Origin of the sequence: Dolichospermum sp. UHCC 0260 (genome assembly GCF_009711985.1) — a bacterium.
In the GTDB taxonomy this organism is placed as follows: Bacteria; Cyanobacteriota; Cyanobacteriia; order Cyanobacteriales; family Nostocaceae; genus Dolichospermum; species Dolichospermum lemmermannii.
In genome coordinates this window covers 132,535-156,310 of sequence record NZ_VIKZ01000003.1, presented here as the reverse complement: position 1 = coordinate 156,310, position 23,776 = coordinate 132,535, and the positions used below count along the sequence as shown (strand labels likewise).

Annotated in this window: 22 protein-coding genes, 1 tRNA gene and 2 pseudogenes; 13 read left to right on the top strand and 12 right to left on the bottom strand. The window is 37.9% G+C overall.

The features are described from left to right. Positions 1 to 422: 422 nt before the first annotated feature. Positions 423 to 1,874, bottom strand: a pseudogene (locus FJR08_RS02595) (DUF2157 domain-containing protein); the annotation flags it as partial. A 232-nt stretch (positions 1,875 to 2,106) separates the two neighbouring features. Between FJR08_RS02595 and FJR08_RS02590 the strand changes: the two are divergent. The 3 genes and pseudogenes from FJR08_RS02590 (at position 2,107) to FJR08_RS02580 (ending at position 3,861) form a co-directional block, all read left to right on the top strand. Continuing rightward, the gene (locus tag FJR08_RS02590; RefSeq protein ID WP_168632047.1) at positions 2,107 to 3,060 is read left to right on the top strand and encodes an RsmB/NOP family class I SAM-dependent RNA methyltransferase; all 954 of its coding nucleotides are present in this window, start codon (positions 2,107 to 2,109) and stop codon (positions 3,058 to 3,060) included. A 243-nt stretch (positions 3,061 to 3,303) separates the two neighbouring features. Then, positions 3,304 to 3,423 (top strand): annotated as a pseudogene (locus tag FJR08_RS02585) (IS5/IS1182 family transposase); the annotation flags it as partial. A gap of 120 nt (positions 3,424 to 3,543) precedes the next feature. Continuing rightward, complete coding sequence (locus FJR08_RS02580) at positions 3,544 to 3,861, top strand: transposase family protein (RefSeq protein ID WP_256369706.1); 318 nt, start codon at positions 3,544 to 3,546, stop codon at positions 3,859 to 3,861. Positions 3,862 to 4,092: 231 nt separating this feature from the next. Here the strand turns inward: FJR08_RS02580 and FJR08_RS02575 are convergent, their stop codons facing one another. The 3 genes from FJR08_RS02575 to FJR08_RS02565 all read right to left on the bottom strand — a co-directional run bounded on the left by FJR08_RS02575 (position 4,093) and on the right by FJR08_RS02565 (position 7,383). Continuing rightward, positions 4,093 to 4,287, bottom strand: a complete 195-nt coding sequence (locus FJR08_RS02575) for a hypothetical protein (protein ID WP_371415534.1) — start codon at positions 4,285 to 4,287, stop codon at positions 4,093 to 4,095. Positions 4,288 to 4,368: 81 nt separating this feature from the next. Beyond that, a complete protein-coding gene (locus FJR08_RS02570; RefSeq protein WP_168632045.1) occupies positions 4,369 to 4,626 on the bottom strand; it encodes a hypothetical protein in 258 nt (85 codons plus the stop codon). A 126-nt stretch (positions 4,627 to 4,752) separates the two neighbouring features. Continuing rightward, complete coding sequence (locus tag FJR08_RS02565; protein ID WP_168632044.1) at positions 4,753 to 7,383, bottom strand: EAL domain-containing protein; 2,631 nt, start codon at positions 7,381 to 7,383, stop codon at positions 4,753 to 4,755. Positions 7,384 to 7,525: 142 nt separating this feature from the next. On the opposite strand from FJR08_RS02565, the gene FJR08_RS02560 reads away from it, so the two are divergent. The 6 genes from FJR08_RS02560 (at position 7,526) to purU (ending at position 13,486) form a co-directional block, all read left to right on the top strand. Next, on the top strand, positions 7,526 to 8,521 hold the full coding sequence (locus FJR08_RS02560; RefSeq protein ID WP_168632043.1) for an ABC transporter ATP-binding protein: 996 nt from the start codon (positions 7,526 to 7,528) through the stop codon (positions 8,519 to 8,521). Continuing rightward, on the top strand, positions 8,522 to 9,334 hold the full coding sequence (locus FJR08_RS02555; RefSeq protein ID WP_168632042.1) for an ABC transporter permease: 813 nt from the start codon (positions 8,522 to 8,524) through the stop codon (positions 9,332 to 9,334). 158 nt (positions 9,335 to 9,492) lie between these two features. Continuing rightward, positions 9,493 to 11,139 carry a Gldg family protein gene (locus FJR08_RS02545; protein ID WP_168632041.1) on the top strand — a complete coding sequence of 549 codons (1,647 nt, stop codon included), beginning with the start codon at positions 9,493 to 9,495 and terminating at the stop codon, positions 11,137 to 11,139. Continuing rightward, a complete protein-coding gene (locus FJR08_RS02540) occupies positions 11,136 to 11,807 on the top strand; it encodes an aminotransferase class IV (protein ID WP_168632040.1) in 672 nt (223 codons plus the stop codon). Before FJR08_RS02545 ends, FJR08_RS02540 begins: the two co-directional genes overlap by 4 nt. Positions 11,808 to 11,835: 28 nt before the next feature. Then, positions 11,836 to 12,444, top strand: a complete 609-nt coding sequence (locus tag FJR08_RS02535) for a DUF4340 domain-containing protein (protein ID WP_168632039.1) — start codon at positions 11,836 to 11,838, stop codon at positions 12,442 to 12,444. A gap of 187 nt (positions 12,445 to 12,631) precedes the next feature. Then, complete coding sequence (purU, locus tag FJR08_RS02530) at positions 12,632 to 13,486, top strand: formyltetrahydrofolate deformylase (RefSeq protein ID WP_168632038.1); 855 nt, start codon at positions 12,632 to 12,634, stop codon at positions 13,484 to 13,486. Between the two features lie 6 nt (positions 13,487 to 13,492). Here the strand turns inward: purU and FJR08_RS24160 are convergent, their stop codons facing one another. The 3 genes from FJR08_RS24160 to moaC all read right to left on the bottom strand — a co-directional run bounded on the left by FJR08_RS24160 (position 13,493) and on the right by moaC (position 14,929). Continuing rightward, entirely contained in the window at positions 13,493 to 14,026 is a 534-nt protein-coding gene (locus FJR08_RS24160) for a GNAT family N-acetyltransferase (protein WP_168632037.1), read from the bottom strand. Then, a complete protein-coding gene (locus FJR08_RS02520) occupies positions 14,027 to 14,338 on the bottom strand; it encodes a DUF1778 domain-containing protein (protein ID WP_168632036.1) in 312 nt (103 codons plus the stop codon). Between the two features lie 96 nt (positions 14,339 to 14,434). Then, positions 14,435 to 14,929 (bottom strand): cyclic pyranopterin monophosphate synthase MoaC, encoded by a 495-nt coding sequence (gene moaC / locus FJR08_RS02515; protein ID WP_168632035.1) that lies wholly within the window; start codon positions 14,927 to 14,929, stop codon positions 14,435 to 14,437. 37 nt (positions 14,930 to 14,966) lie between these two features. Here moaC and FJR08_RS02510 point away from each other — a divergent pair. Continuing rightward, a tRNA-Arg gene (locus tag FJR08_RS02510) sits at positions 14,967 to 15,040 on the top strand. A gap of 246 nt (positions 15,041 to 15,286) precedes the next feature. Here the strand turns inward: FJR08_RS02510 and FJR08_RS02505 are convergent. From FJR08_RS02505 to FJR08_RS02490, 4 genes are all read right to left on the bottom strand, one after another. Beyond that, entirely contained in the window at positions 15,287 to 16,510 is a 1,224-nt protein-coding gene (locus FJR08_RS02505) for an MFS transporter (RefSeq protein ID WP_015081204.1), read from the bottom strand. 44 nt (positions 16,511 to 16,554) lie between these two features. Further along, positions 16,555 to 17,571 (bottom strand): glycosyltransferase family 2 protein, encoded by a 1,017-nt coding sequence (locus tag FJR08_RS02500; RefSeq protein ID WP_168632034.1) that lies wholly within the window; start codon positions 17,569 to 17,571, stop codon positions 16,555 to 16,557. Positions 17,572 to 17,736: 165 nt separating this feature from the next. Beyond that, entirely contained in the window at positions 17,737 to 19,152 is a 1,416-nt protein-coding gene (locus tag FJR08_RS02495) for a hypothetical protein (RefSeq protein ID WP_168632033.1), read from the bottom strand. After that, on the bottom strand, positions 19,133 to 19,813 hold the full coding sequence (locus FJR08_RS02490) for a C40 family peptidase (protein WP_168632032.1): 681 nt from the start codon (positions 19,811 to 19,813) through the stop codon (positions 19,133 to 19,135). The genes FJR08_RS02495 and FJR08_RS02490 overlap by 20 nt, the downstream gene beginning before the upstream one ends. 236 nt (positions 19,814 to 20,049) lie before the next feature. Here FJR08_RS02490 and FJR08_RS02485 point away from each other — a divergent pair, with 236 nt between their 5' ends. Continuing rightward, positions 20,050 to 20,988, top strand: a complete 939-nt coding sequence (locus tag FJR08_RS02485) for a serine hydrolase (protein ID WP_148762603.1) — start codon at positions 20,050 to 20,052, stop codon at positions 20,986 to 20,988. Positions 20,989 to 21,459: 471 nt separating this feature from the next. After that, positions 21,460 to 22,806, top strand: a complete 1,347-nt coding sequence (locus FJR08_RS02480; RefSeq protein WP_168632031.1) for an N-acetylmuramoyl-L-alanine amidase — start codon at positions 21,460 to 21,462, stop codon at positions 22,804 to 22,806. A gap of 150 nt (positions 22,807 to 22,956) precedes the next feature. On the opposite strand, the gene FJR08_RS02475 is transcribed toward FJR08_RS02480, so the two are convergent. After that, positions 22,957 to 23,109 carry a hypothetical protein gene (locus FJR08_RS02475; RefSeq protein WP_158310548.1) on the bottom strand — a complete coding sequence of 51 codons (153 nt, stop codon included), beginning with the start codon at positions 23,107 to 23,109 and terminating at the stop codon, positions 22,957 to 22,959. Positions 23,110 to 23,114: 5 nt separating this feature from the next. Here FJR08_RS02475 and FJR08_RS02470 point away from each other — a divergent pair, with 5 nt between their 5' ends. Then, complete coding sequence (locus FJR08_RS02470; protein ID WP_168632030.1) at positions 23,115 to 23,774, top strand: rhomboid family intramembrane serine protease; 660 nt, start codon at positions 23,115 to 23,117, stop codon at positions 23,772 to 23,774. The last annotated feature ends 2 nt before the right edge of the window (positions 23,775 to 23,776 follow it).

Genomic DNA, 23,776 nt, shown 5'->3' with positions numbered 1-23,776 from the left:
TTGCTTCTTTTGTCACCTCTATTATCGTTATTGCCTCCACTACTACTTCTATAATCACTCCCACTATTGCTTCTTTTGTCACCTCTATTATCGTTATTGCCTCCACTACTACTTCTGTAATCACTCCCACTATTGCTTCTTTTATCACCTCTGTTATCGCTATTGTCTCCATTACTACTTCTATTCCCAGTATTCCCGCTATTCCCGCTATTCCCACTACCACCACTATTCCCGCTATTCCCGCTATTCCCACTACCACCACTATTCCCGCTACCACCGCTATTCCCGCTATTCCCGCTATTTCCGCTATTCCCGCTATTCCCACTATTTCCGCTACCACCGCTATTTCCACTATTTCCACTATTTCCACTATTCCCGCTACCACCGCTATTTCCACTATTTCCACTATTCCCACTATTCCCGCTATTACTAGTTTTAGAAGTAGTAAAACGACTTTCAAACCAAAGTCCGGCTGCAATGAGAGAATAACCGCAAATACCAAATACTAAAGCCCGGAAAAGAACCTCAGTATTATATTCTAAAACCCGGCTAATAATTTGCAAGGTAAATAATAATATACCACACCAAAAGGCGGTTCTTTTCCGTAATTTTAACCCTTCTTGAACTAATCCCCAGGCTAATATTGCCAACAAAATGTTGAAGATAAAAATGCCTAGTTCAGTAATTCTGGTGATAGCTTGATGCCAAAAGGGAGTAATCAGAATGAAACCCAAAAAAGTAGTAATAATGCCAATTCTGAAAAATACTTCCCGACGAAGTGGACTGTTGCTTTGACGAATTAGAAATAACCATTGCAACACTGCCAAACCGCTGAGAATTCCTAAATCAATAATGGGCAAAGATGGCAATACATTCGATAAATTACTAGTTTGATCGAAGGGATTTAAAAATAATAAACTGCTACTAGAGTCTACAGATTCCCATTGAGAACGAAAAGACAAAAGGTAAAAAACTACCCCAAAACAAATCAAGCCTAAATTACGTGCCAGAGGTTGAAACAATCTATAATTAACTGTGGGGAAAAGTAAATCATCATAACTCCAAAGTAAGGCAGGTGGCAAAGCCAAAGCAAAGGAAGCTATCCAAGAAGCTAGATCAGAAAATGTTAAGAGTGGTAAAGGTCTGAGGTTATATTGCAAAGATATAATAAATGCCACAACTCCCATGCCAAAAATCCACCGGGATCTGCAAATATAAGCTAAGGGAACAAACAGTAACCATGATAGTAAGGGCATATGGCGCACAGCTAACCGCGCCCAAGTCAGTTCCCCAGATTCAGATCCTAAATTACCAATTCCTATCCAATAACCGATTTGAATGAGGACAATGGCCATAATTCCCAAGGAATTGAGGGAAAGACTATAAGCCATGACTAACACTCCAAACCCCCAAGCTAAAAATAACTCAGAAGCTGAACCGCTAATATTGAATATTTGCCCCATTAACATGAGGGTTGTCCCTAAAATAAAAGCACTGAGAATTAACAATGCTTCTCCGAGTACCCGTTTACCCTCTTGAGATTTTTTACCCTGATTTGTGGTAAGTGTAGGTTCTCGCCAAGTCAAAAACCCAGTAATGGCTGTGGAGAGAAATAAACTCATTAACAAGATAAACTTAACATCCCGTGACCAACCCTGCCAATTTGCGCCCACAAGGGTCATTAAACCTAAGCCTAATAGTAAACCGCCAATGACAATGGCAATGACACCAAAACTATCACGGGTAGATTCTTCTATCTTATTAAATTGATGCCGCTTGGCTATTTGGTCATACTGGGAAGAATTAATAATTCCTTCGTCTCGCCAACGTTGTGATTCTTGGCGGAGTTTTTGCTGAAAATTGTTAAATATCATGACCTCTCCGGTACATAAGTGGAATACCAAATCTAAGATCTTAATTTGGTATGAGTTTGACAAGCATTAAAACAAGGTTAGCTTCTAGCCAAAAGCCAGAAGCCATACCGGACGAACTTTGCAAACGCCATTTGAATATCGGTCAATGTCTTTTTAGTATGCAGCCAAATATATTGATTGCATTGTTCTCATGTAACAGTTTCTCTTCTGATTTAATTTGGTAGAAATTAATATGCAAAAACCTTCTAATTTATTGCTTAAAGTTACGCGACAGTTATTTGCAAATGTAGATGAACAAACAAAGTTTATTGATGCTTTAGTTCATCCTCAACCTTTTGCACCTTGTATTCTGTGGTGTCAAGATAAACCCGATATTTCGCCTTTTAATGTGCAAACACCAACACATTGGCAACCGCATTTTGTAGACCGGTTATCTTTAGGAGAAAAACCAGGTAAGCATTCTCTTCATGAACAAGGACATTTTTATTGTTTAGATTTTTCTTCGGTATTTTCTGCTTCGGTTTTGTTGGCAATTCCCGAATCAATATCTGTAGTTTTTGATATGTGTGCTGCCCCTGGTGGTAAAAGTGTGTTTGCTTGGAGGGCTTTAAAACCTGATTTATTAATTACTAATGAGGTGATTGGTAAGCGGTTAGGAATGCTAATTTCTAATTTAAAACGTTGTCAAATTAAACCTAGTGGAGTAGTAAATAGAGATTCGAGTATTTTTGCAGAACTGTTGCCAGCTTCGAGTAATTTGGTGATAGTTGATGCCCCTTGTACTGGGCAATCTTTACTAGCTAAAAATGAGAAAGCACCGGGATGTTTTCACTCGACTTCAATTAATAAAAGTGCCAATCGCCAAAAACGCATTATTGCTAATTCTGCCCAAGTTGTCGCCCCTCAAGGTTATTTGGCTTATATGACTTGTACTTATTCTGCTGAAGAAAATGAGCAGGTTTGTGAATGGTTTTTGGAACGGTTTCCGCATTTTCAAGCGGTGGAAGTTGAGCATTTATCTACTTTTCAATCTCGGTTAACTAGTATTCCTTGTTATCGGATGTTTCCGCAATATCGGTTGGGTGCTGGTGCTTTTACGGCGTTGTTTAAAAATACGGCGGCAGGTGATATGAACGGGATTGATTTAGACACTATGTCTGCTATGTGGAGATATCAAAATATGTAATATTCTTGGATGCTATCCGAATAAAGCCCACCTGCGTGTGATTGACATTAGACCTCTTGCAGAATTGATTTTGTGTTATGATGGTTGATTTTTTTAATCTTAATGGGGTGAGATAACTAAAAAGATTGATACCTGGGGTATTTGTAGCGATAGTTGTAATCGCGGAACGTCTGACAGAAAAAACATCACCAAAAAAAGATAAAATCAAATTCTGTCATTATCAGAATCTGAGGTGATGAAAAAATGAACTATAAATCCATCCAACAACTAAAACCAAGAGCATTTAAGCGTCGCTTTGGAGTGAGAAGAAAGACTTTTAAGAAAATGGTTAAAACTCTCAAAGAATTTCAAACTATTAACAAAAAGAACCAAAGGTCTCTTAGAGGTTGTTTGAAAAGTATTATATGAAACCCATAATCTCCAAAAACCTAACCCCCCTTCCCCCCTTCCCTACAAGGGAATGGGGGTTTTAAAGCCTCTCCCCTGGTAGGGGAGAGGTTTGGAGAGGGGTCTGTTTACACATTAAAAACTTTTAAAACATCCTCTTATATAGGTGGAGATAATATGACTACACCTAAGAAAAAGCCCAGGAATAAAGAATTAACAGATGAACAGAAAGAGGCAAACAAAAAACTGTCTAGTAAACGAATTTTTGTAGAGCATATCATAAGAATTATTAAGATTTTTCGCATAGCATCAGAAAGATTTCGTCTTCATAAAGATACTTATGAAAAAGTAATACTGACGATTTGTGGATTAGTTAGGTTACGAATTGATTCTCTAATTTTACCAAATTTATGATGTGTTTTAAAAGTATGCAGATTATGAAATAACCATCAGCATTTTTTCCGGGCTATACTAACAGTAACTATCTCTAGCCCTCATAATTACATCAAGTCTGGCTGACATGAAAACATCCTCAAAGCCAGACACAGACTGCTTTTTAAATTTTCGGACAGGTCTAATAATTACCTATCAAATCGGAGAAGAGGTTAATAAAATTGAATCTGAAGCTGTTGATGTAGATAGACATTAGCTACTTAATAAGCTAATTGTAATTATCCCAAAGTCAAAATACCAGCTTGAAAATTCACCACCAAAGGCAAAAATTCCAACCACCTTTTTACGAAGAAATTGCCAATATAGTCCTTCTAAATCTTGTTTATTAATTGCTAGAAAACCTGTAAAGCCAGTATCTAACATCGTCCTTTTATTATTAGCGGGCAAGACTTGTACTGAGCTTGTCGATAGCGCAGCGTGGCGTTAGCCATAGTATGCCCGCACTACAAGAAATTTTGGGATATTTTTTTAATTGAAAGTCTTTAAAGAAATTAGGGTTGAATTTGCTGCTGATTCCAACTTAGGTATTTCCTGGGGTACTTCCACCGGGTTGATTGTAGAAATATTGCTGAGGTTATAACCAAAAATCTGATCATAGTTAGAGGCAACAGCTAAAAATGCCCCCCCTAAAATATATATTGGTAATGGGACAGAAAAACCTTGTAACCACTTAAAAAACTCTGCGAATGCAAACAGAACAAAAAAGCATACAAACCAAACTCTCATGATTTCATCTGTTCCTGACTAAGTTATCTTTTCACTTATTTTAGTAGGCACGGGGTAGGCACGGGGGCGCTACCCCTACATTAAATCCAAATCTTTTATATAATTAATTTTGCCTGCCGCCTATAACTATTTATTTTCATTTTTCAAAGCTTCTGTAGCTTGTTCAACTGACAGTGGACGATATAATAGGTATCCTTGGACTTCATCACAGTGAATCGAGCGTAAAAATTCTAATTCTGCGGGATGTTCTACACCTTCAGCGATTAATCTCAATCCTAAAGATTGTCCTAGGGTAACTATCGCTTGGATAATATGAGCAACTTTTGGATCTGTAGTTAGTTCTCTGATAAAAGATTGATCAATTTTTAAGTTATGGAATGGTAAGACTTTTAAGCGATTTAGGGAAGAATAGCCTGTACCAAAGTCATCAATGGCCAAAAGTAACCCCATTTCTGCTAAATTTTGGAGTGCAGTTGTCGTGAAATTGATATCGGCGATCGCTGTAGTTTCCGTAATTTCTAATTCTAAAAATTCTGGTTTTAGTTGAGTTTCTGTTAAAATATCAGTTAATATTTCTACTAACTTAGGTTGGCGAAATTGCCGAGGAGAAAGATTAACGGCAATTGTAATTGGTTGATATCCTGCATCTTGCCAAGCTTTATTTTGTATACAAGCCTGACGTAATACCCATTCACCAATAGAGATAATTAAACCGCTTTCTTCCGCTAGAGGAATAAAAACAGCGGGAGAAATTACACCCATTTCTGAGTGATTCCAACGCAATAAAGCCTCCATGCCTGTAATTTTACCCGTGGTAATATTAACACGAGGCTGATAGTAAACCATCAATTCTTCGCGTTTTATGGCATGGCGTAAATTTTTTTCTAACTTCAATAATCCGGGATTTTTTTGACTGAGAGATTCTTTATAAAATTGGTAATTATTTCTGCCTTGATTCTTAGCATAATATAACGCCGCGTCTGCGTGTTGAATGAGGGTTTCGGCATCAGGACTATCTTTACCCAATAGGGCTATGCCAATACTAGAACTAATATAAAGTTCATGTCCGTTAATATAAAAAGCATCTTCTAAAGTCTGGAGAATATTTTTAGCTATTTGGATAATGGGTGGAATTTCAGTTACTCGTGGTAAGAAAATAGTGAATTCATCACCACCCCAACGAGCCACAACATCTTCAATTCTAATTGTGTCTCTGATTCTTTGGGCGACAATTTTTAATAAATCATCTCCGACTGTATGCCCCAAAGTATCATTGATAATTTTAAAGCGATCCAGATCCAGGAACATCACGGCAATACTTTCTTCTTGCTGAATTATTTTTTGGATGCCTTGGTTGAGGATATCGTTGAATCGTAACCGATTGGGCAGTCCAGTCAGTAAGTCGTGCATGGCCTGATAGCGGATCTTTTCCTCTACTTGCTGACGTTGACGAGCGCCACTAATACTTGCGGCCATTGTGATCAGGCTAGATTCTTCATGCTTTGACCAATAACGCTCTGATTTGCATTCAACTAAACCCAAACAGCCCCAGAACTGTGTTTCTAATCTTAGCGGTACAAATAGAAGGGATTTAATATTATCTCCCATAAGCAGTTTTTGTTCCTCCGGGGAAAATATTTGGGTAAAGTCGCTAATAGTCTCACCTTGAAAAAGTTTGCTATACCACCGTTCTAATCCAGGGGTTTGATAAGACTGATTTTGCCAATGGGAGTGGGAAGTTTCTGCACCAGATTTAATCCATTCACACTGCATACTAATGGACATTTCTCCGCTCACTGGATGGGGATGATTTTGGAATAGATAAACTCGTTCTACATTGGTAGCTTCTCCTAATGCTGCCAGTGCTTTTTCGATAGCTAGATCATAGTTCATTTCTGCTAATAAATAATTTGCCGCTTCCGCTACTGCTTGTAATAGGCGATCGCGTTGTTTTAGTTCTAGTTCAGCTTGTTTTTGCTCAGTAATTTCTCTAATAATAAAAGTTCTAATTAAATTACTTTCAGGTAAGTAATGAACAGATTGTTCAAAAATTTGGTTACCAACTGTTACTTCCCGGACAAAGGAATTTTGCACTTGATTCTTAACTGCTGTTAATAATTGGGTCAAAATTGGGTGTTCCTGAGCTATCTGCCTCAAGTTCGGAAATTTGTCCACTGCTGCCGGATTTACATATGTTACTCTTCCTGCTAAATCCATTTCAATAATAGCATTAGGAATAAGTTCAGGAAAAGAAGCTAGGCGGGCTAAAGCCGTCTCACTAGCAGCTTCAAAATTAATATTTTCCATAATAGCTTTGCTAACGTGAGAAAGAGAATTTACCTTGCCAGAAAGGAAATTAGACAAGTCACCAGTTTGACAAGATTCAGAAAATATTTGCTCTGAAAGATTAGTAATTACATAGTATTTAGCTTGAGTGTGACTATCAAATGCAATAACATCTCCATTTTGAAGATTATGATGAAGACATTTATGGCCATTTACAAATAAACCGTTAGTGCTTTTTTTCCCTTGGAAGTTACCATCAATAATCCTAAACCCATATTGATCAGTATTGGGGATTGTTACCCTTAATAAAATCGCGTGTTGTCTGGATACAGACGGAGAATAAAGAACAATAGCATTTCTTAAATCCCTTCCTAGAGAGTATGTTGCTTCTAGCAAGGGAAGAGTGCGCTGCCCTTTTGGATCTTGGACAACTAATAAATGGCGAATTTTTTCTGTCTCATTCCCTTCCATACCTTTTCCTTAAAGTCTTATGTATTTGAATAATCTACGTAAAAATTTTTCTATATTCTGAATTATTGCAAAAAAAGGGAACAGGGAACAGGGAACAGAAGCTAAGATTATGTGGGTATTCTCATGATTGGTGATTGGGCAAATGATTGAAGTTGAGCATCTGAGTAAAATTTACGGTTCGACAACGGCAATTACGGATGTTACCTTTAGCGTAGAACCGGGGGAAATTTTGGGGTTTTTGGGTCCTAATGGGGCTGGTAAAACCACAACTATGCGAATTTTAGCCGGTTATTTACCTGCCACCAGTGGGACAGTGAAGATTGCGGGTTATGATGTCCATGATCATTCTCTGTTGGTGCGGCAGCGAATTGGTTATTTACCGGAAACGCCGCCATTATATCCAGAGATGACGGTGGAAGGGTTTTTACACTTTGTTGCTCGGATTAAGGGAGTTTCTTCAGGCGATCGCCCAACAAAAGTAACAGCAGCCATTAAGCGCTGTAACTTAGAAGACAAGCGCAAAGTCATTATTCGCAAACTCTCTAAAGGCTATCGGCAAAGAGTGGGGATTGCCCAAGCAATTGTTCATGATCCCCCAGCTATTATTCTTGATGAACCTACAGTTGGTCTTGATCCCCGGCAAATTATCGAAGTGCGGAACTTAATTAAAAGTTTAGCAGGAACACACACTATAATTTTGTCTACTCATATTCTCCCAGAAGTGAGTATGACCTGTAACCGAGTTGCCATTATTAATCGGGGGGAAATAGTTGCAACTAATACCCCAGAAAATTTAATGACACAGTTAACAGTTGGGGCAGGATATGAGTTAGAAATCGGCGGAGAAGCAGCTTTAGCTAAACAAATGCTGCAAAATATATCCGGTGTAAGTTTAGTAGAATTAATGCCTAACCATCAGCAATTATCAGAAAATCATACTTGCTTACGGGTCATATTACAGCCAGGAACAGAACCAGGAAAAGAAATTACTGCGGCTTTAATTCGGGCTGGATTTGATTTATATGAAATGCGGCGAATAAATGCCACACTAGAAGATGTTTTCTTAGAATTAACTACAGCAGAAAAGCATTTACCACCAGAGATAACTTCAGAAATCGAAGAAGGAGAAACTGCATAAATGGGTATAGTCATCGCCAATATTATTGCCATTTATCGTCGAGAACTACAGAGTTATTTTGTTTCCCCATTAGCCTATGGAATAGCTAGTGCATTTTGGTTTTTAGCTGGTTTATTTTTCGTGATGATTTTGTTAGGACCAGAAGGAATTTTAGTCACAGTTTCTAGCTATGATTTCCAAGGGCAACAAATGGGAGTTCCCGTCCCAACAATAGATGTTCCCTATGAATTTGTGCGGGCATTTTTAGATAGAATGGGATGGTTAATGTTATTTGTATTGCCTATTCTCTCAATGGGACTCTATGCTGAAGAACGCAAACGAGGAACTTTGGAACTATTAGCCACATCACCAATTACCAATTGGGCTGTGGCTGTGGGTAAATTATTAGGGGTATTAACATTTTTCTTGACAATGATTTTACCATTAATAGGATTGGAAGCGATCGCTTTATCTAGTTCCAATCCACCCATATCACCCATAATTCCCTTACTTGGTCATTTAGGATTACTCTTACTAGCAGCAGCGATTTTGTCTTTAGGAATGTTTATTTCCTCATTAACAGACAGTACAATTTTATCGGCTGTTCTTACCTTTGCCGTCGTGATTTTGCTGTTATTCATTGATTTAATTGCCAAAGCCATTCCTGGACCAATTGGTGAAGCCGTGAGTCATCTATCTCTGCTTAAACATTACAACACTCTGATTCAAGGAATTTTTGATACTAGCGGCTTGATTTTATTTGCCAGTTACATTATTTTAGGTATTTTTCTCACTGCCCAATCAATTGATGCACTTAGGTTTCAACGTCAGTAGTCAGTTGTTAGTTGTCAGTTGTTAGTAGTCAGTTGTCATTGGGAAAATTCTTTCTCCCCCCTACTTCCCCTACTTCCCCTACTTCCCCTACTCCCCCTACTTCCCCTACTCCCCCTACTTCCCCTACTTCCCCTACTCCCCCTATTCCCCGTTCCCTAATGAATAAAAATAAACTTTGGAAACTTGTATTTTGGCTCGGACCATTCTTTTTAGCTGCTGGCTTAACCATTGGTTTAATATCAGAAAAATGGGGAATAATCCCTTTATTATTAACCATACTAGGTCTAGTAATTTGTAGCCTATGGATAATAATACAAAGTCAACAAAGTAAATGGTGGCAAAAACGTTCTACCCAATCTGGTACTAATGCTTTAGTCGCTACTTTATCAGTATTAGTTATCTTGGGATTAATTAATTTTTTAGGTATTCGCTATCATTTGCGGCTAGATTTAACAGATAGTCAATTATTTACTCTATCCCCTCAATCCAGGGAATTAGTGAGTAATTTACCCCAAACAATGAAAGTTTGGTTATTCAGTAAAGAACAAAATCTTCAAGATCGAGAATTATTAGATAACTATCATCGTCAAAGTAATAAATTTAAATTTGAGTATCTTGATCCTCAATTAAAGCCAGGAATAGCAGAAAAATTTGGTGTTAAAGATTATGGTGAAGTTTATCTTGAATTTCAAAACAAACGGCAATTAGTCCAGATAATTAATGAAAATGAACGGTTGTCAGAAATAAAATTAACTACTCGTTTACAACAAATTACCAGTTCTACAACTGCTAAAGTTTACTTTCTTCAAGGTCATGGTGAACATCCACTTACAGCTAGTAAAGGAGCAATTTCCCAAGCAATTCAAGGATTAACCGATAAAAACTTGACAACATCAGCTTTAAATTTAGCAGAACAGCCACAAGTTCCTGATGATGCTACTGTTATAGTTGTCGCTGGACCAAAGAAAGAATTATTGACAGGGGAAGTCATAGCTTTACAAAATTATCTTAATCGTGGTGGTAACTTATTATTGATGATTGATCCTAATACCAACCCGAAAATAGACACTATTTTAAAAGATTGGGGTGTGCGTTTAGATAATCGTTTGGCCATTGACACTTCTGGGGCAAATTTGCAACTAGGACCCGCTGCTATCTTAGTAACAGAATATGGACAACATCCTATTACTAAAGATTTTGGGAAAAATATTTCTGTATATCCCTTAACTCGTCCTTTGGAAATTGATCCTGTTCCTGGTATCGAGTCTATGGCTTTATTGAAAACCAAACCCTACCCTAGCAGTTGGGCAGAAAGTGATCAGAAAAGTGAAAAATTAGAATTTAATGAAGGTCAAGACTTAAAAGGACCTTTAACTTTAGGAGTAGCATTAACTAGAAAGTTATCAAATCCAATTCCCACAACTTTACCAAATCCAATTTCCACAACTTCACCAAGTCCAATTCCCACAAATTCACCAAGTCCAATTCCCACAAATTCACCAAGTCCAATTTCCACAAATTCTCAACCTACTGCGAAAGAGTCAAGATTAGTAGTATTTGGAAACTCAAATTTTGCCGCTGATGGTTTATTTGAACAACAATTAAATGGAGATGTATTCTTAAACTCAGTTAGTTGGCTAAGTCAACAAGATCAACAACTTCTTTCAATTCGTCCTAAAGAACCAAAAAATCGCCGGATTGTTATCTCAACTCTTCAGGCTAACTTATTAACAATAGCTGCCGTGTTTGTATTACCTTTAATTGGTTTAGGAACAGGTTTTGTGATTTGGTGGAAACGCCGATGAAAAATCAATTAGTAATTCATGATTGTTTCTCATTAAATCAATCAGATTTTTCACTTTTAGAAACAATATTATGGCAAGCTCATGATGGTTATTTTGTCTTAGATTATCATTTACAACGCTTGAAAAATTCAGCAATTTACTTTGATTTTAGTGTTGATATAAATAGCCTAAAAACTCAACTTAATAAATTAGCAGAATCATTTTTAAATCAAGCTTATAAAGTGCGATTACTGTTAAATTCTGATGGTGAGATTACATATCAAACTATGTCTTTATCTCCTGTGAAAAATCAAGAACTAGTCAAATTAGGTATGTGTTGCACACCTGTTGACTCTACTAATATATTTTTGTATCATAAAACGACTAATCGCCAAGTTTATGAAATAGCAAAAGCCGCTTTTCCTGATTGTGATGATGTTTTATTGTGGAATGAAAGAGGTGAAATTACAGAAACCTCTATTGGTAATATTGTGGTGGAGTTAAATGGAGAATTGCTGACACCCCCGGTAAAATGTGGTTTGTTAGCCGGAACTTTTCGCGCTAATTTACTTGACCAAGGTAAAATTAGAGAAGAAATTATGACAATAGAAATGTTAAAATATAGCAATCGCATCTATATAATTAACTCAGTGAAAAAATGGCGAGAAGCAGTTTTAATTTCCCACTAATTAGGTAATTTATTAATTAACATTCAATATGAAATTGCCAAAAACAACTTTGATTTTAATACTTTTAGCCCTGGGTTTGGGTAGTTTTGTCTACTTTCATGAAATCAAAGGAAAAAATCAGCAAACAGAAATAAAAATCCAAAAACAGAAAATTTTCGCTTTTACCGCTGATGATGTCCAATCTTTAACAATTAAAATCAAGGAGACAACATTACAACTAGAAAAAAGAAATACATCTGAAAAACCCCAATGGGAAATCAAATCTCCCATATCAGCACTAGCAAATGATGCAATTGTTTCTTACTTAATGGATTTATTAGTTAAAGGAAAAAGTGAAAGAACAGTATTAATTTCATCCGCTGAATTATCAGAATTTGGTTTAGATAAACCTGTAGCAACTATTGATATTAAACTAAAAAATCAACAAAGCCATCAATTGATTTTAGGTAAAGGTGATTTTAATAATCAATTTTTATATGCTCAAGCTGATAGTAACAAAAATATGAACTTATTGTTAGTGTCTAAAGATTTTGTAAATGCAGTCAATCGAGACATATCTGAATGGAAACAACCAGCAGAAAAGATTGATATACAACCATTACCTAATCTTCCTTCCCCAACTCCTACAAATAAATAATGTATAATCTCGTTCCCATACTCTGTATAAGAATGGATTCTAGAAGGCTCTGCCTTCATTATAGTCGGGGCAATTCTAGAAGGTTCTGCTCTCAATTATAGTCGAGGCAGAGCCTCTGTGATAGCACTCCCAGTCAGAGACTGGGAACGAGATTTCAAATAGCAAAAATTATTATTTCTTATTTTCAATGACAAAACAAACAGCAACTTTATTAATTTCTTGTCCAGATCAAAAGGGATTGGTAGCCAAATTCGCCAATTTCATCTATGATTATGGTGGCAATATTACTCATGCAGATCAGCATACAGATTTTGAAGCTGGATTATTTTTAACTCGCATAGAATGGCAATTAAAAGGATTTAATTTACCAAAAGATTTAATTGCTCCCGCTTTTAATGCTATTGCTCAATCTTTAAATGCAAAATGGGAATTACACTTTTCTGATACTCTTCCCCGCATTGCTATTTGGGTAAGTCGTCAAGATCATTGTTTATTTGATTTAATTTGGAGATATCACGCTAAAGAATTTCATGCAGAAATTCCGTTAATTATGAGTAATCATCCCAATTTACAACCAGTAGTTGAACAATTTGGCATTGATTATCATTACATACCCATTACTAAAGACAATAAACAAGAACAAGAAGCTAAACAACTAGAATTACTGCATGAATACAAAATTGATTTGGTAGTTTTAGCAAAATATATGCAAATAGTTAGCGCAGATTTCATTGAAAAATTCCCGCAAATTATTAATATTCATCATTCATTTTTACCTGCATTTATTGGTGCTAATCCCTATCATCGCGCCTTTGAAAGAGGAGTAAAAATTATTGGTGCAACAGCCCATTATGCTACCCCTAACTTAGATGCAGGTCCAATTATTGAACAGGATGTAGTGCGGGTAAGTCATCGAGATGAGGTGAATGATTTAATTAGAAAAGGTAAAGATTTAGAAAGAATTGTATTAGCTAGAGCGGTAAGATTGCATTTACAAAATCGCGTTTTAGTTTATGGAAATAGAACGGTAGTTTTTGAGTAAATTTATTTAATCTGAATTGATCATCTTAGCTATCGTTTCCATCATCAAAAAAAGCCGATGAGAATAATCAGGAAAGCAAATGAATTGATAATGCTCATAAAAAGAACGGGCTTGATCATCTTTAGCATCAACAACTACCGCAATTGTCGCAATTTCACTTTGCAAACTCCGATCTAGGGCATTCATTAACAACATTTCCCCCAAACCTTTTTGACGATGATTTTGATCAACGGCTAATCTACCTAAAAGGGTAGCAGGAAGTTCAGGATATTTTGGGAGTTTTTTCGTGATTTCTATGGGCAATTCTCCTAGTTTAATACGTGTTGCTGATAATGTATAATAACCTGCAACTAAACCAGAATTTTTTTCTACTAAAACGAATGGGGCTGCTGTCCGTTTACGTGCATCTTGCCCAGCTTGTGCTTGGAAATATTTATCTAGTTTATCAACACCAGAACAAAAAGCCGCCCGGTTATGCTTTTTTCCTAGCGGCTCTATTAAATAATGATTAAAAGCATCAAAATTATCTGTTAACTGCACTTATACACCCATATTCTTTTTATAGCGTTGAGCCGCAAGCCGTAACTTTTCGCTGGGTTCTGGTGGATTAAGCAGTGCTTCTACAAAAATTTCTTGGTCTTTTCTGCTTAAAATCATGATTTCATTTTCCTGAATAATCTGGTTTGCAGCACTGACAAGACTGCTAACTACAAAATCTGTGAGTGTTCGTCCCTGAATATCAGCCGCACGTTGGAATAATTCCTTATTCTCTGGACTGACACGGGCTTCTAATCTTTCTGATTTGGAACGCAAGGATTTTTCTGGGCTGTTTCTAGCCACTGAGTGAGTCATGATACTTTCTACACAATAAATGTGATGTGTAAATCTTTGGTGTACGGCAAATGTCCTAACAAATAATAGTGTACTGATTTATTCAACAAATGTCAACTATCCCCAATTCCCAGACTTTCCACCTGTTTTACTAACTAAATGAATCGCTTCAATCTGAATCGTCTTTTCTAACGCTTTAGCCATATCATATAAAGTTAAAGCAGCAATAGACACCGCTGTTAAAGCTTCCATTTCTACCCCAGTTTCCGCTTTAGTTTTGACAGTGGCATCAATTTGATAACCGGGTAGTTGGGCATCGGGGATAATCTCCACAGTGATTTTCTGTAAGGGTAAGGGGTGACAGAGCGGAATTAAGTTTGCTGTCTGTTTAGCAGCCATGATTCCCGCTAACCTAGCAGTTGCTAAAACGTCCCCCTTGGGGGTGTTACCGGCTTGAATAGCGGCGAACGTCTCAGGTAACATTCGCACCCTACCAGTGGCTACAGCTTGGCGAATGGTGGCGACTTTGCCGGATACATCAACCATTTGGGCTTCTCCTTGGGCATCCAAATGGGTTAGTGGAAAAGAATTTGAAAAATTAGCTTGCGTCATTGGGAAAGTATGTGCTATTATTAAATTCGTGGGTCAAGGGTGTGTAGCTCAGTGGACTAGAGCACGTGGCTACGAACCACGGTGTCGGGGGTTCGAATCCCTCCTCGCCCATTTTATAATTAAAAATGCACAGGTTCCTTTTTTGGAGTTTGTGCATTTTTAATGGGTTGAATAAACGAACCACAGAGGCACAGAGAACACAGAGAAAGAAGAAATAGAGCAGGTTTTTGCGTCAGTTTTGGGATATTTTTTTATTTGGTAGTTTCTAACAGAGATTTGGTGACAAATATCGTAGAGACGTTCCATGAAACGTCTCTACAAGGGTTGTTGATAATCCATATCTAATTTTTGAAGATATTATTTCACAGCATAGATATCTTCTGTGCGACCAAAGGCAAAACGTAGAGATTGAGGGATATTACGACTAGACTGGGTAAGGAAGATGATCATGGCTATCACAGTTAAACCCGTAGTCAAACCAAACATATTCCGATAACCCAGGGTTTCGGCAAATGTCCCAAAAATTGGACCAGCTATAGCTAAACCGATATCAAATCCCATTAAGGAAGCACCAAATATTCTCCCGCGTTCGTGGGGTAAAGCCCTATCTGTCATTAATACAGAAATCATGGGAATGAGTGTACCAGAAGCAGCACCTTCCATCAATGCTCCTAATAAGAACATGAAAGAGTTATTTGCTTGCCAAACGCAGATGATAGAGAGTGTATAAGCTATTAAACTCATGGTGACAAACAAACCCCGACCATATCTATCAGAAGCTTTACCACTAAATAATCTACAACTAAAACTGGAGACAGCGGCAGCAGAGAAAAAGAAACCTGGATTTAAATCAACGCCGGTTGATTTGATAAATAGGGAGATAAAAGTATGCAAACTACCTAAAGTCAAACCACTCAGCAATAAGACAATAGCCGGAATTCGCACGCGAGGACTAGTTAATATTTGCCAAAAGTTATCATTTTTGCTGTTATGTGGTTTGGTGATAATAGGTGGATTGACAATGGGGATTATACATAATAAACCCATGCCACCTAAAGCCGCAGATGATAAAAATAACGGAGTATAACCAGCACTTGCTTGCAAAAATCCCCCGATAGCAGGGCCAAGTGCTATTCCCAGGGGATTAACTAAACTCATATAACCGACGACTTCACCGCGACGGTGTTCTGGTGCTAAATCGCTGACTAGGGCAATGTAAGCTGTGGCAAAAGCGGCGATACTAATGCCATGAAAGGTACGAATTACCATGAGGGGGATAATTGATTTTACACATAAATATCCCAAAGGAGCGATCGCTGCCACGGACATTCCAATCAATAATACTATTTTACGTCCTCGTATATCTGCTAAAGCCCCCATTGACGGGCGACATAGCAACATCCCAATGGCAAAGCTACCCATAACAATGCCAATTTCTTGTTTGCTTGCACCAATATGTTCAATATATAAGGGTAAGGTAGGCAATAACGAGGCCAAACCTGACCAGAAAAACAAACCCGCTGCAAATAACATGAGCAGGTTTTTTCGCAGTTCAGCGTCAAAAGTATCAAAGGCTTTCACGGCAGATGCAATAATGCAAAAAGTATTATTTCTCTATTGTTACGTTACTTAACATTTTTCGCCACAACTTCCCGCACCCGATAGATTGGTCGTCCTTGAGATTCATGATAGGTCCGCATCAGTAATTCTGCCAAAAGACCGAAGCAAAATAGCTGTACTCCTGTTACTAACAGCAACACTGCCAAAATCAATAAAGGACGGCTACCAATATCTACATGAAAAGCCAATTTGATAACAGTCAAATATATACCTATTCCTCCCCCAGAAACCATAGAAATTAAGCCTAATAGCCCAAAAACGTGCATGGGACGGGTGAGAAACTTCTTCATAAACAGAATAGTTAATAAATCCATCAATACCCGGAACGTCCGCGATATGCCATACTTACTTTGTCCAAAACGTCGCGCATGATGACGGACAGGTACTTCTGTAATTCTCGCCCCTTCAATATATGCCAATGCAGGTAAAAAGCGGTGTAGTTCTCCATAAAGATTCATATCTGCAACCAATTCAGATCGATAAGCTTTCAAAGAACAACCATAATCATGAATATAGACGCTTGTAGCCCGACGAATTAACCAATTGGCGATTTTAGAAGGAAGCAACCGATTTAATGCCCCATCTTGACGATTTTGCCGCCAACCACTAACTAAATCATAACCCTCCTCTAGCTTTGCTAATAACATGGGAATATCAGCGGGGTCATTTTGCAAATCAGCGTCTAAAGTCACAATTACTTTAGCTGTAGCATAATTAAAACCCGCAGACATAGCTGCAGTTTGTCCATAGTTACGTCGCAGAATGATCGCTTTTAAATCAGTGCGCGTTTGGGCTTGTGCTTTGAGGAATTCTGCTGTACCATCACTAGAACCATCATCTACACAAATAATTTCATAATTCAATTCACTAGCGGTGAGAGTCGTAGAAATGGCTGCTAGTAATAAAGGTAAACTTTCCACCTCATCTTTAATAGGGACAACTACAGATACATCTAAAATTGGTAATTGGTAATTGGTAATTGGTGATTGGTGATTGGTGATTGGTGATTGGTGATTGGTCATTGCTAGATAGTTGATAACTGATGGTTAATTTTACATGGTTGAGGAATTGCAAATAAAAAAATATTCACTTTATAGCGTGTATTAGAAATAATGGTAGTTTCTAGTAAGTATTTATTGCTAATAGCGTCCTATTGTCCTCTAGAAATTGTTTAGAGTAGAGTCAAATTATTTCCAAGGTACGTATTTTAAATCACCAGAATAGCCTTCTTTTTGTATACGGTTGAAATAAGACTCATTATAGTCGCATAGCTTTAAGATCACCATCTCGACATACCATAGCCCAAGTATCCAAGCTTCTTCTATAGCTTCAGCGCTAGTATTAGTAAATCTGTGGCGATTTTCAGGGGCTGAATGGGTAATACTGTTTCGTAATTCAACAAAGGCATAAGCTCCATTATGATTACTATGATGAAGCTGGCTTTCAAATTCTGCTAATTCAATAAACTCCGATGGTATATCCTGCGGAATACCACATTCTTTAAGAAGCTGATTTATTTTTCTTGAAGTTGAGTTGAATCCCCCTCCTTTATTAAAATCTTTTTCAGTAATACTGCCCTTTTCCACCAATTCAACCCATGATAAAAGTTCTAAAGCAGCTTGTGCCAAAACAATTGAGCCTTCTGTACCACCTGCATTTCTATTACTGTGCAAATACCAATAAATAGCCAATTTTGCTGATTTACCCCAATCTTGCCACCATTGCCAAAAACCCGGAAAAGCATTTTTAAGGCTTGTCCCAGGCACACCCCAAGCCCAGGAATCTACTGATTTCCAAGAATCTGAATTTGATGAAGTCCACTCTTTCCACACTTCCTCTTCAGTCACATTGTAGCCTACTAGAAGAGTTGGAGAAACTCGAAATCCTCGGACAAATGAAAGAAAATAGGAAAAAGCTTCTAAGAAATCACGCGCTTCATTAGCTGCGAAAACTGTTTGATCATTTCTTTCAAGTTTTCCTACATGGGTAACGCCATAACCTCCTTGAAATTTCAGTGACTTTAATATTTTACTTACTGTTGTACGCTCAAGCTGATCTATAGTTACTCTCCAAACCCCAGCCTCAAATACAACTCTTTGAATTACAGTCTTGCTGAAATCTTCTGAAACAAATACTGAAGAACAAGAACCAAATAATTCATGGAAGTTGGTTAAGTGAAACTTTATATATGCTAAATCATTTCCTGAACCAATGATAATAGGTTCTATTGGTCTTCCCCTGACTTGTATTGAATCATCAACTTGATTTAATATTTCGTTAAATTTCACATTTCTATTCAATTCTGAAATACGAACCTTCACTAATCCTTGAATTCCTGTCAGCTTTAGTTTAGCCTCACCAGTATCATCACCAATTAATGATCTATTGCTAGATAACTTAAATTCAATTTGAGGATAGGGAAACCATTTAAGATATACTTCGCCATTTCCTTGGGTGATTCTTTGATTTTTCTCAATTTCTAGTTCGCCTTTGTAGAGTGAAATTGGTTCGTTAACTTCCCCAAAGGCATAGGCTGGTCTCAAAGCAGCAGGAAAATTATCCCACCATTCATCATCTTTCATTTTATCTAACCTGTGGTTCATAACTTTTTACAACTCTACCAGCACCGCGTAATTCTTTATAATAAGCCTGACTAACTTTGTCTCCCTGTGACGAAAGTTGGTCAATACCAATACCGTTGCGTCCTTGATCTTTTCCTGAACTGTGAATATAGCAATTATTACCCAAATATAAGCCTACGTGGGTGGCTTTTTGAGGAGTGCCAAAAAAGATTAAATCCCCTGGTTGTAATTCTTTAATATCAATTGTTTGGGTAAAAGCTTCTTGTTGATAAGCATCTCTTGGTAGCCAAATACCTACGGATTTAAATGCTGCTTGCATTAAACCAGAACAGTCATAATTAGGTGCAACTGTGCCACCCCAAAGATAATAATTGTCTTGTGCTTTTGCTGCTTGGGTAAAAGCGATAACTGTGGGTATGTGTTGTTGAATTTCTGCGGTTGAGATGAATTGGGGTTGATATACTGTTTCTGCGGGTTGGAGAAACTGCAAATCTGGAACAGATAACCATCCTGGATAGTTATCTTCACATAAACAAACTTCAACTGCTGTATCTTGATGATTTGATGTTATTCGTAAATGTCGTCCTGTTGCGGCTTGGGTCGCTAAACGGACACATTCAGGAGAATCATAGAGATTCAAGTTAGTTAAACATTGATATTGTGCTAATTTTAGATTACTCATTTTTTGGGGAAATAATTTAAAAGATGTTTTGAAAGTCTATGCAATGTGTAATTCGTCATTTTGTTGATCAAGAGTTTTATGAGGATTGCAAGTTTGATTAAGTTTTGTTAAATCAAATATCATATTAAATTACCTAAAATGAGTTTAATTAGATTTCATACCTCAGCAATTATACAGGTAATGATAGAATCAAGCTAGAAACTAGACTCTGAATACCATAAGGACATTATTCACAAATGGTTTTTTTTAATCAAGATCAACAACTAGAAAATATCGGTAATCAAATTGTAGAGGCAACTTGGGCAGAGTTTCCCACTTTAGCAGCAAATCAAATTGCTTTGACTTGGGTTGTCTATGATCCTCCCGCACCAGTGAATACGGGTGGTGCGCTGACTCCTAACGCTTTTTGGGAACATCCGGTGCGGGGTTTTAGCTATCGGGGAGGAGAACGGATTTATCCGGCCAGTGTGGTGAAGTTATTTTATTTGGTGGTGGTACAAGAATGGCTAGAAAAAGGTATGAGTCAAACTTCGGGGGAATTAAACCGGGCTTTGACGGATATGATCGTTGATTCTAGTAACGATGCTACCAGTTTAATTGTGGATATCATCAGTGGGACTACTTCTGGTCCGCTGTTAAGTCCTGGGCCTTTTGAAACTTGGAAATATCAACGCAATATTATTAATCGCTATTACCAGTCCTTGGGGTGGGAGGAAATGCAAGCAATTAATGTCTGTCAAAAAACCTGGGGTGATGGTCCCTATGGCCGGGAAAGGGCTTTTTATGGGGAGATGTTTGAAAATCGGAATATGGTGACGACGGATGCCACTGCGAGATTATTACATAGTATCGTGGGTGGGGTGACGGTTTCTAGTGAGCGATCGCAATCTATGATGAATTTAATCAAACGTAATATTAACCCTGATGACTTACCCCAAGATGTGGAAGAAGACCAGGTTACAGGCTTCTTAGGCGGTGGATTACCTCAAAATAGTCAAATCTGGTCAAAAGCAGGTTGGACAAGCACAGTCCGCCATGATGCGGCTTATATTGAATTACCAGATCAACGTCCTTATCTGTTGGTGGTGTTTACGGAAGGGAAAGCACAAGCTAAGAGTCGGGAAATTTTACCTTTTGTGTCTGGAAGAATTGCAGAAGCGATCGCTAATTTATAAGAGCATCCGGTAAGCGTAAAACGAGCGCGGCTTGGCTCCCTGAGATATAAGCGACACGAGGGATTTTAATCCCTGTGGTATGTTAGAATCAAATTGTGAGTAAGAACAAAAAACATCTATGTGTTGAAGCATCCTAGTACGGAGAAATCCCGGCTCCTATGAAACAACGGTTAGGTTCAAGTCCTAACGGCAGTATTGACAAGAAAGAGCGAGTAATGGCAGGGTGTGGAGCGTACCGAGTCTTGGCTTAGTGATGGATTCTGAAAACACTGAAAACAATAAAAGTAAGCGCAATTTCGACACCTTGATTGGCAGTTGTTTTGAGCGTCTAGGCGGCGTTTGGCGGTCGCAGCGAGATTGGATTGGGCTAAACCCTTAATCTAATTCTGTCAGTAGAATCTCAGTGGCTTGGCTCCCTGAGAGTGTCAAAGAATTGCAATTGCCGGGACTTAGCAACGGAAATAGGTAAAAATGGGGCGGATTTTTATTTCTGCGGCACATGGTGGCACAGAAGCGGGTAAAAATGACCCCGGTGCGATCGCTGGTGGCACAACGGAAGCAAAGGAAATGATTCTTTTGCGAGATTTGGTAGTGACAGAACTCCGCACCCGTAACGTAGAGGTTTTAGCTGTTCCTGATGATTTAAGTGCGGCTCAAACCATCGCTTGGATTAATGCTCGTGCTAATACCAAGGATGTAGCGCTAGAAATTCAAGCCAATGCTGCTAATAGTCCATCGGTGCGGGGAGCAAGTGCATTTTATATTGCCAAAAATGACCAACGCAAACAAAATGCCGAAATGGTATTAATGGCACTTTTGCGTCGTGTCCCCCAATTACCAAATCGCGGAGTGAAACCAGATACAGATAGCGGCTTGGGTAATTTACAATTTTGTCGTCAAACTGTGATTGGAGCTTTATTACTACAAGTCGGTTTTTTAAGCAGTCCTGAAGATCGGGCTTTATTACAAAGTCGTCGTCGTGATTTTGCCATCGGAATTGCGGAGGGACTAACTACTTGGAGTCAAGCAAATGATCCTCAACAACCAAAAACCGAAAATTATTCTAGCATTAATATCAATATTAATGGACAAAATTACGCTGAACAAGGAGTATTAATTAATGGGAATGCTTACATCCCAATTGATTTAGTAGATCGGTTACGGATTGATATTTCCAAATTAGCTAATTTACGCCGAATTACCTATCGCCAAATAGTGTATATTAAAGCTGTAGAACTTCGAGATTCTCATATTTCTATTGATTGGGATAGTGCCACGCGCACAGTAAAATTACGCTCAATTTCAACAGTTTGTCCTGGACAAATTGAGCAACTTATCTCCAATGGTAATACATCAGAAGTACAGCTACAACTATTTATAAAAACCAATAATGAAACCGCCATTACCCAGTTTCCTGATCTTCCTAAACTATATCGAGAAGAAGCAACAATTGAAGGCATAAATCATGATATTGCTTTTTGTCAAATGTGTTTAGAAACTGGATTTTTACGGTTTGGTACTGACATTAAATCCCAGCAAAATAACTTTGCCGGTTTGGGTGCAGTTGGTGGTGGTGCGGAAGGAGCATCATTTCCCAGCGCCAGAATTGGTGTCAGAGCGCATATTCAACATTTAAAAGCCTATGCCAGTTTAGAACCTTTAGTCCAACAAGAAGTAGATCCTAGATTTCGCTTTGTTACTAGAGGAGTTGCGTCGTCAGTTCATCAATTGTCAGGGCGCTGGTCTGCGGATTTAGACTACGGAATTAAAATTACAGCTATTCTCAGAAGACTCTATGAATCAGCAAATCTTTTGTAATTAGGGAACGGGGAAACAGGAAACATAGGAATAATATTTGATTTTTGAAATATACCTAGGGTGGGCATTGCCTACCTACTTAAAATTTTTTAAATATCATTTATGATTCCCATAGGAGGAAAATTTTCTTCATTCTTCATTCTTCATTCTTCATTCTTCATTCTTGAACTCCTGATAGCGAAGCGTGGCGTTAGCCATACTCCTGATAGCGAAGCGTGGCGTTAGCCATACTTCTGAACTCCTGACTCCTGACTCCTGACTCCTGACTCCTGTTATAGTTCTATTAATGATGATTTGGAACAATATTTGTGTTTCCCCTCTACGATGACAACCCCACCCGAATTACTCCATATTTTACCTATGGGTTAATTGGAATGAATGTCCTAGTTTTTCTCCATGAAATAAACTTGTCAAGTCTACAACTAGAACAATTTTTTCAATTGTATGCGGTAATACCGCAAGAATTAACCATTAACTGGAGTCGAGAGTGGACAACCTTATTTACATCACAATTTTTGCATGGAGGTTGGTGGCACTTAATATCCAATATGGTCTATTTGTGGGTATTTGGTAACAATATTGAAGACCGCTTAGGACATTTTAAATATCTATTGTTTTATTTAACCTGTGGGGCTATAGCTGCTCTATGTCAATGGTTTATTGGTATGTACTCTGCTGTTCCTTCCTTGGGAGCAAGTGGGGCAATTTCTGGAGTTTTAGGTGCATATTTAATCTGGTTTCCTCAAGCAAGAATTACCACTTTAATCTTTTTAGGTTTTTTTATCACCACAATTAATGTTCCGGCATTAGTAATTATTGGTATTTTCTTTGTGCAAAATCTCATTTCTGGTTTTGCTAGTCTCCAAGCAGCAGCTAATATGAGTGTAGAAACGGGAGGAGTCGCTTATTGGGCGCATCTTGGAGGTTTTGTCGTCGGGAGTATTTTTGCACTGGTGAAGAGGGAATAGGG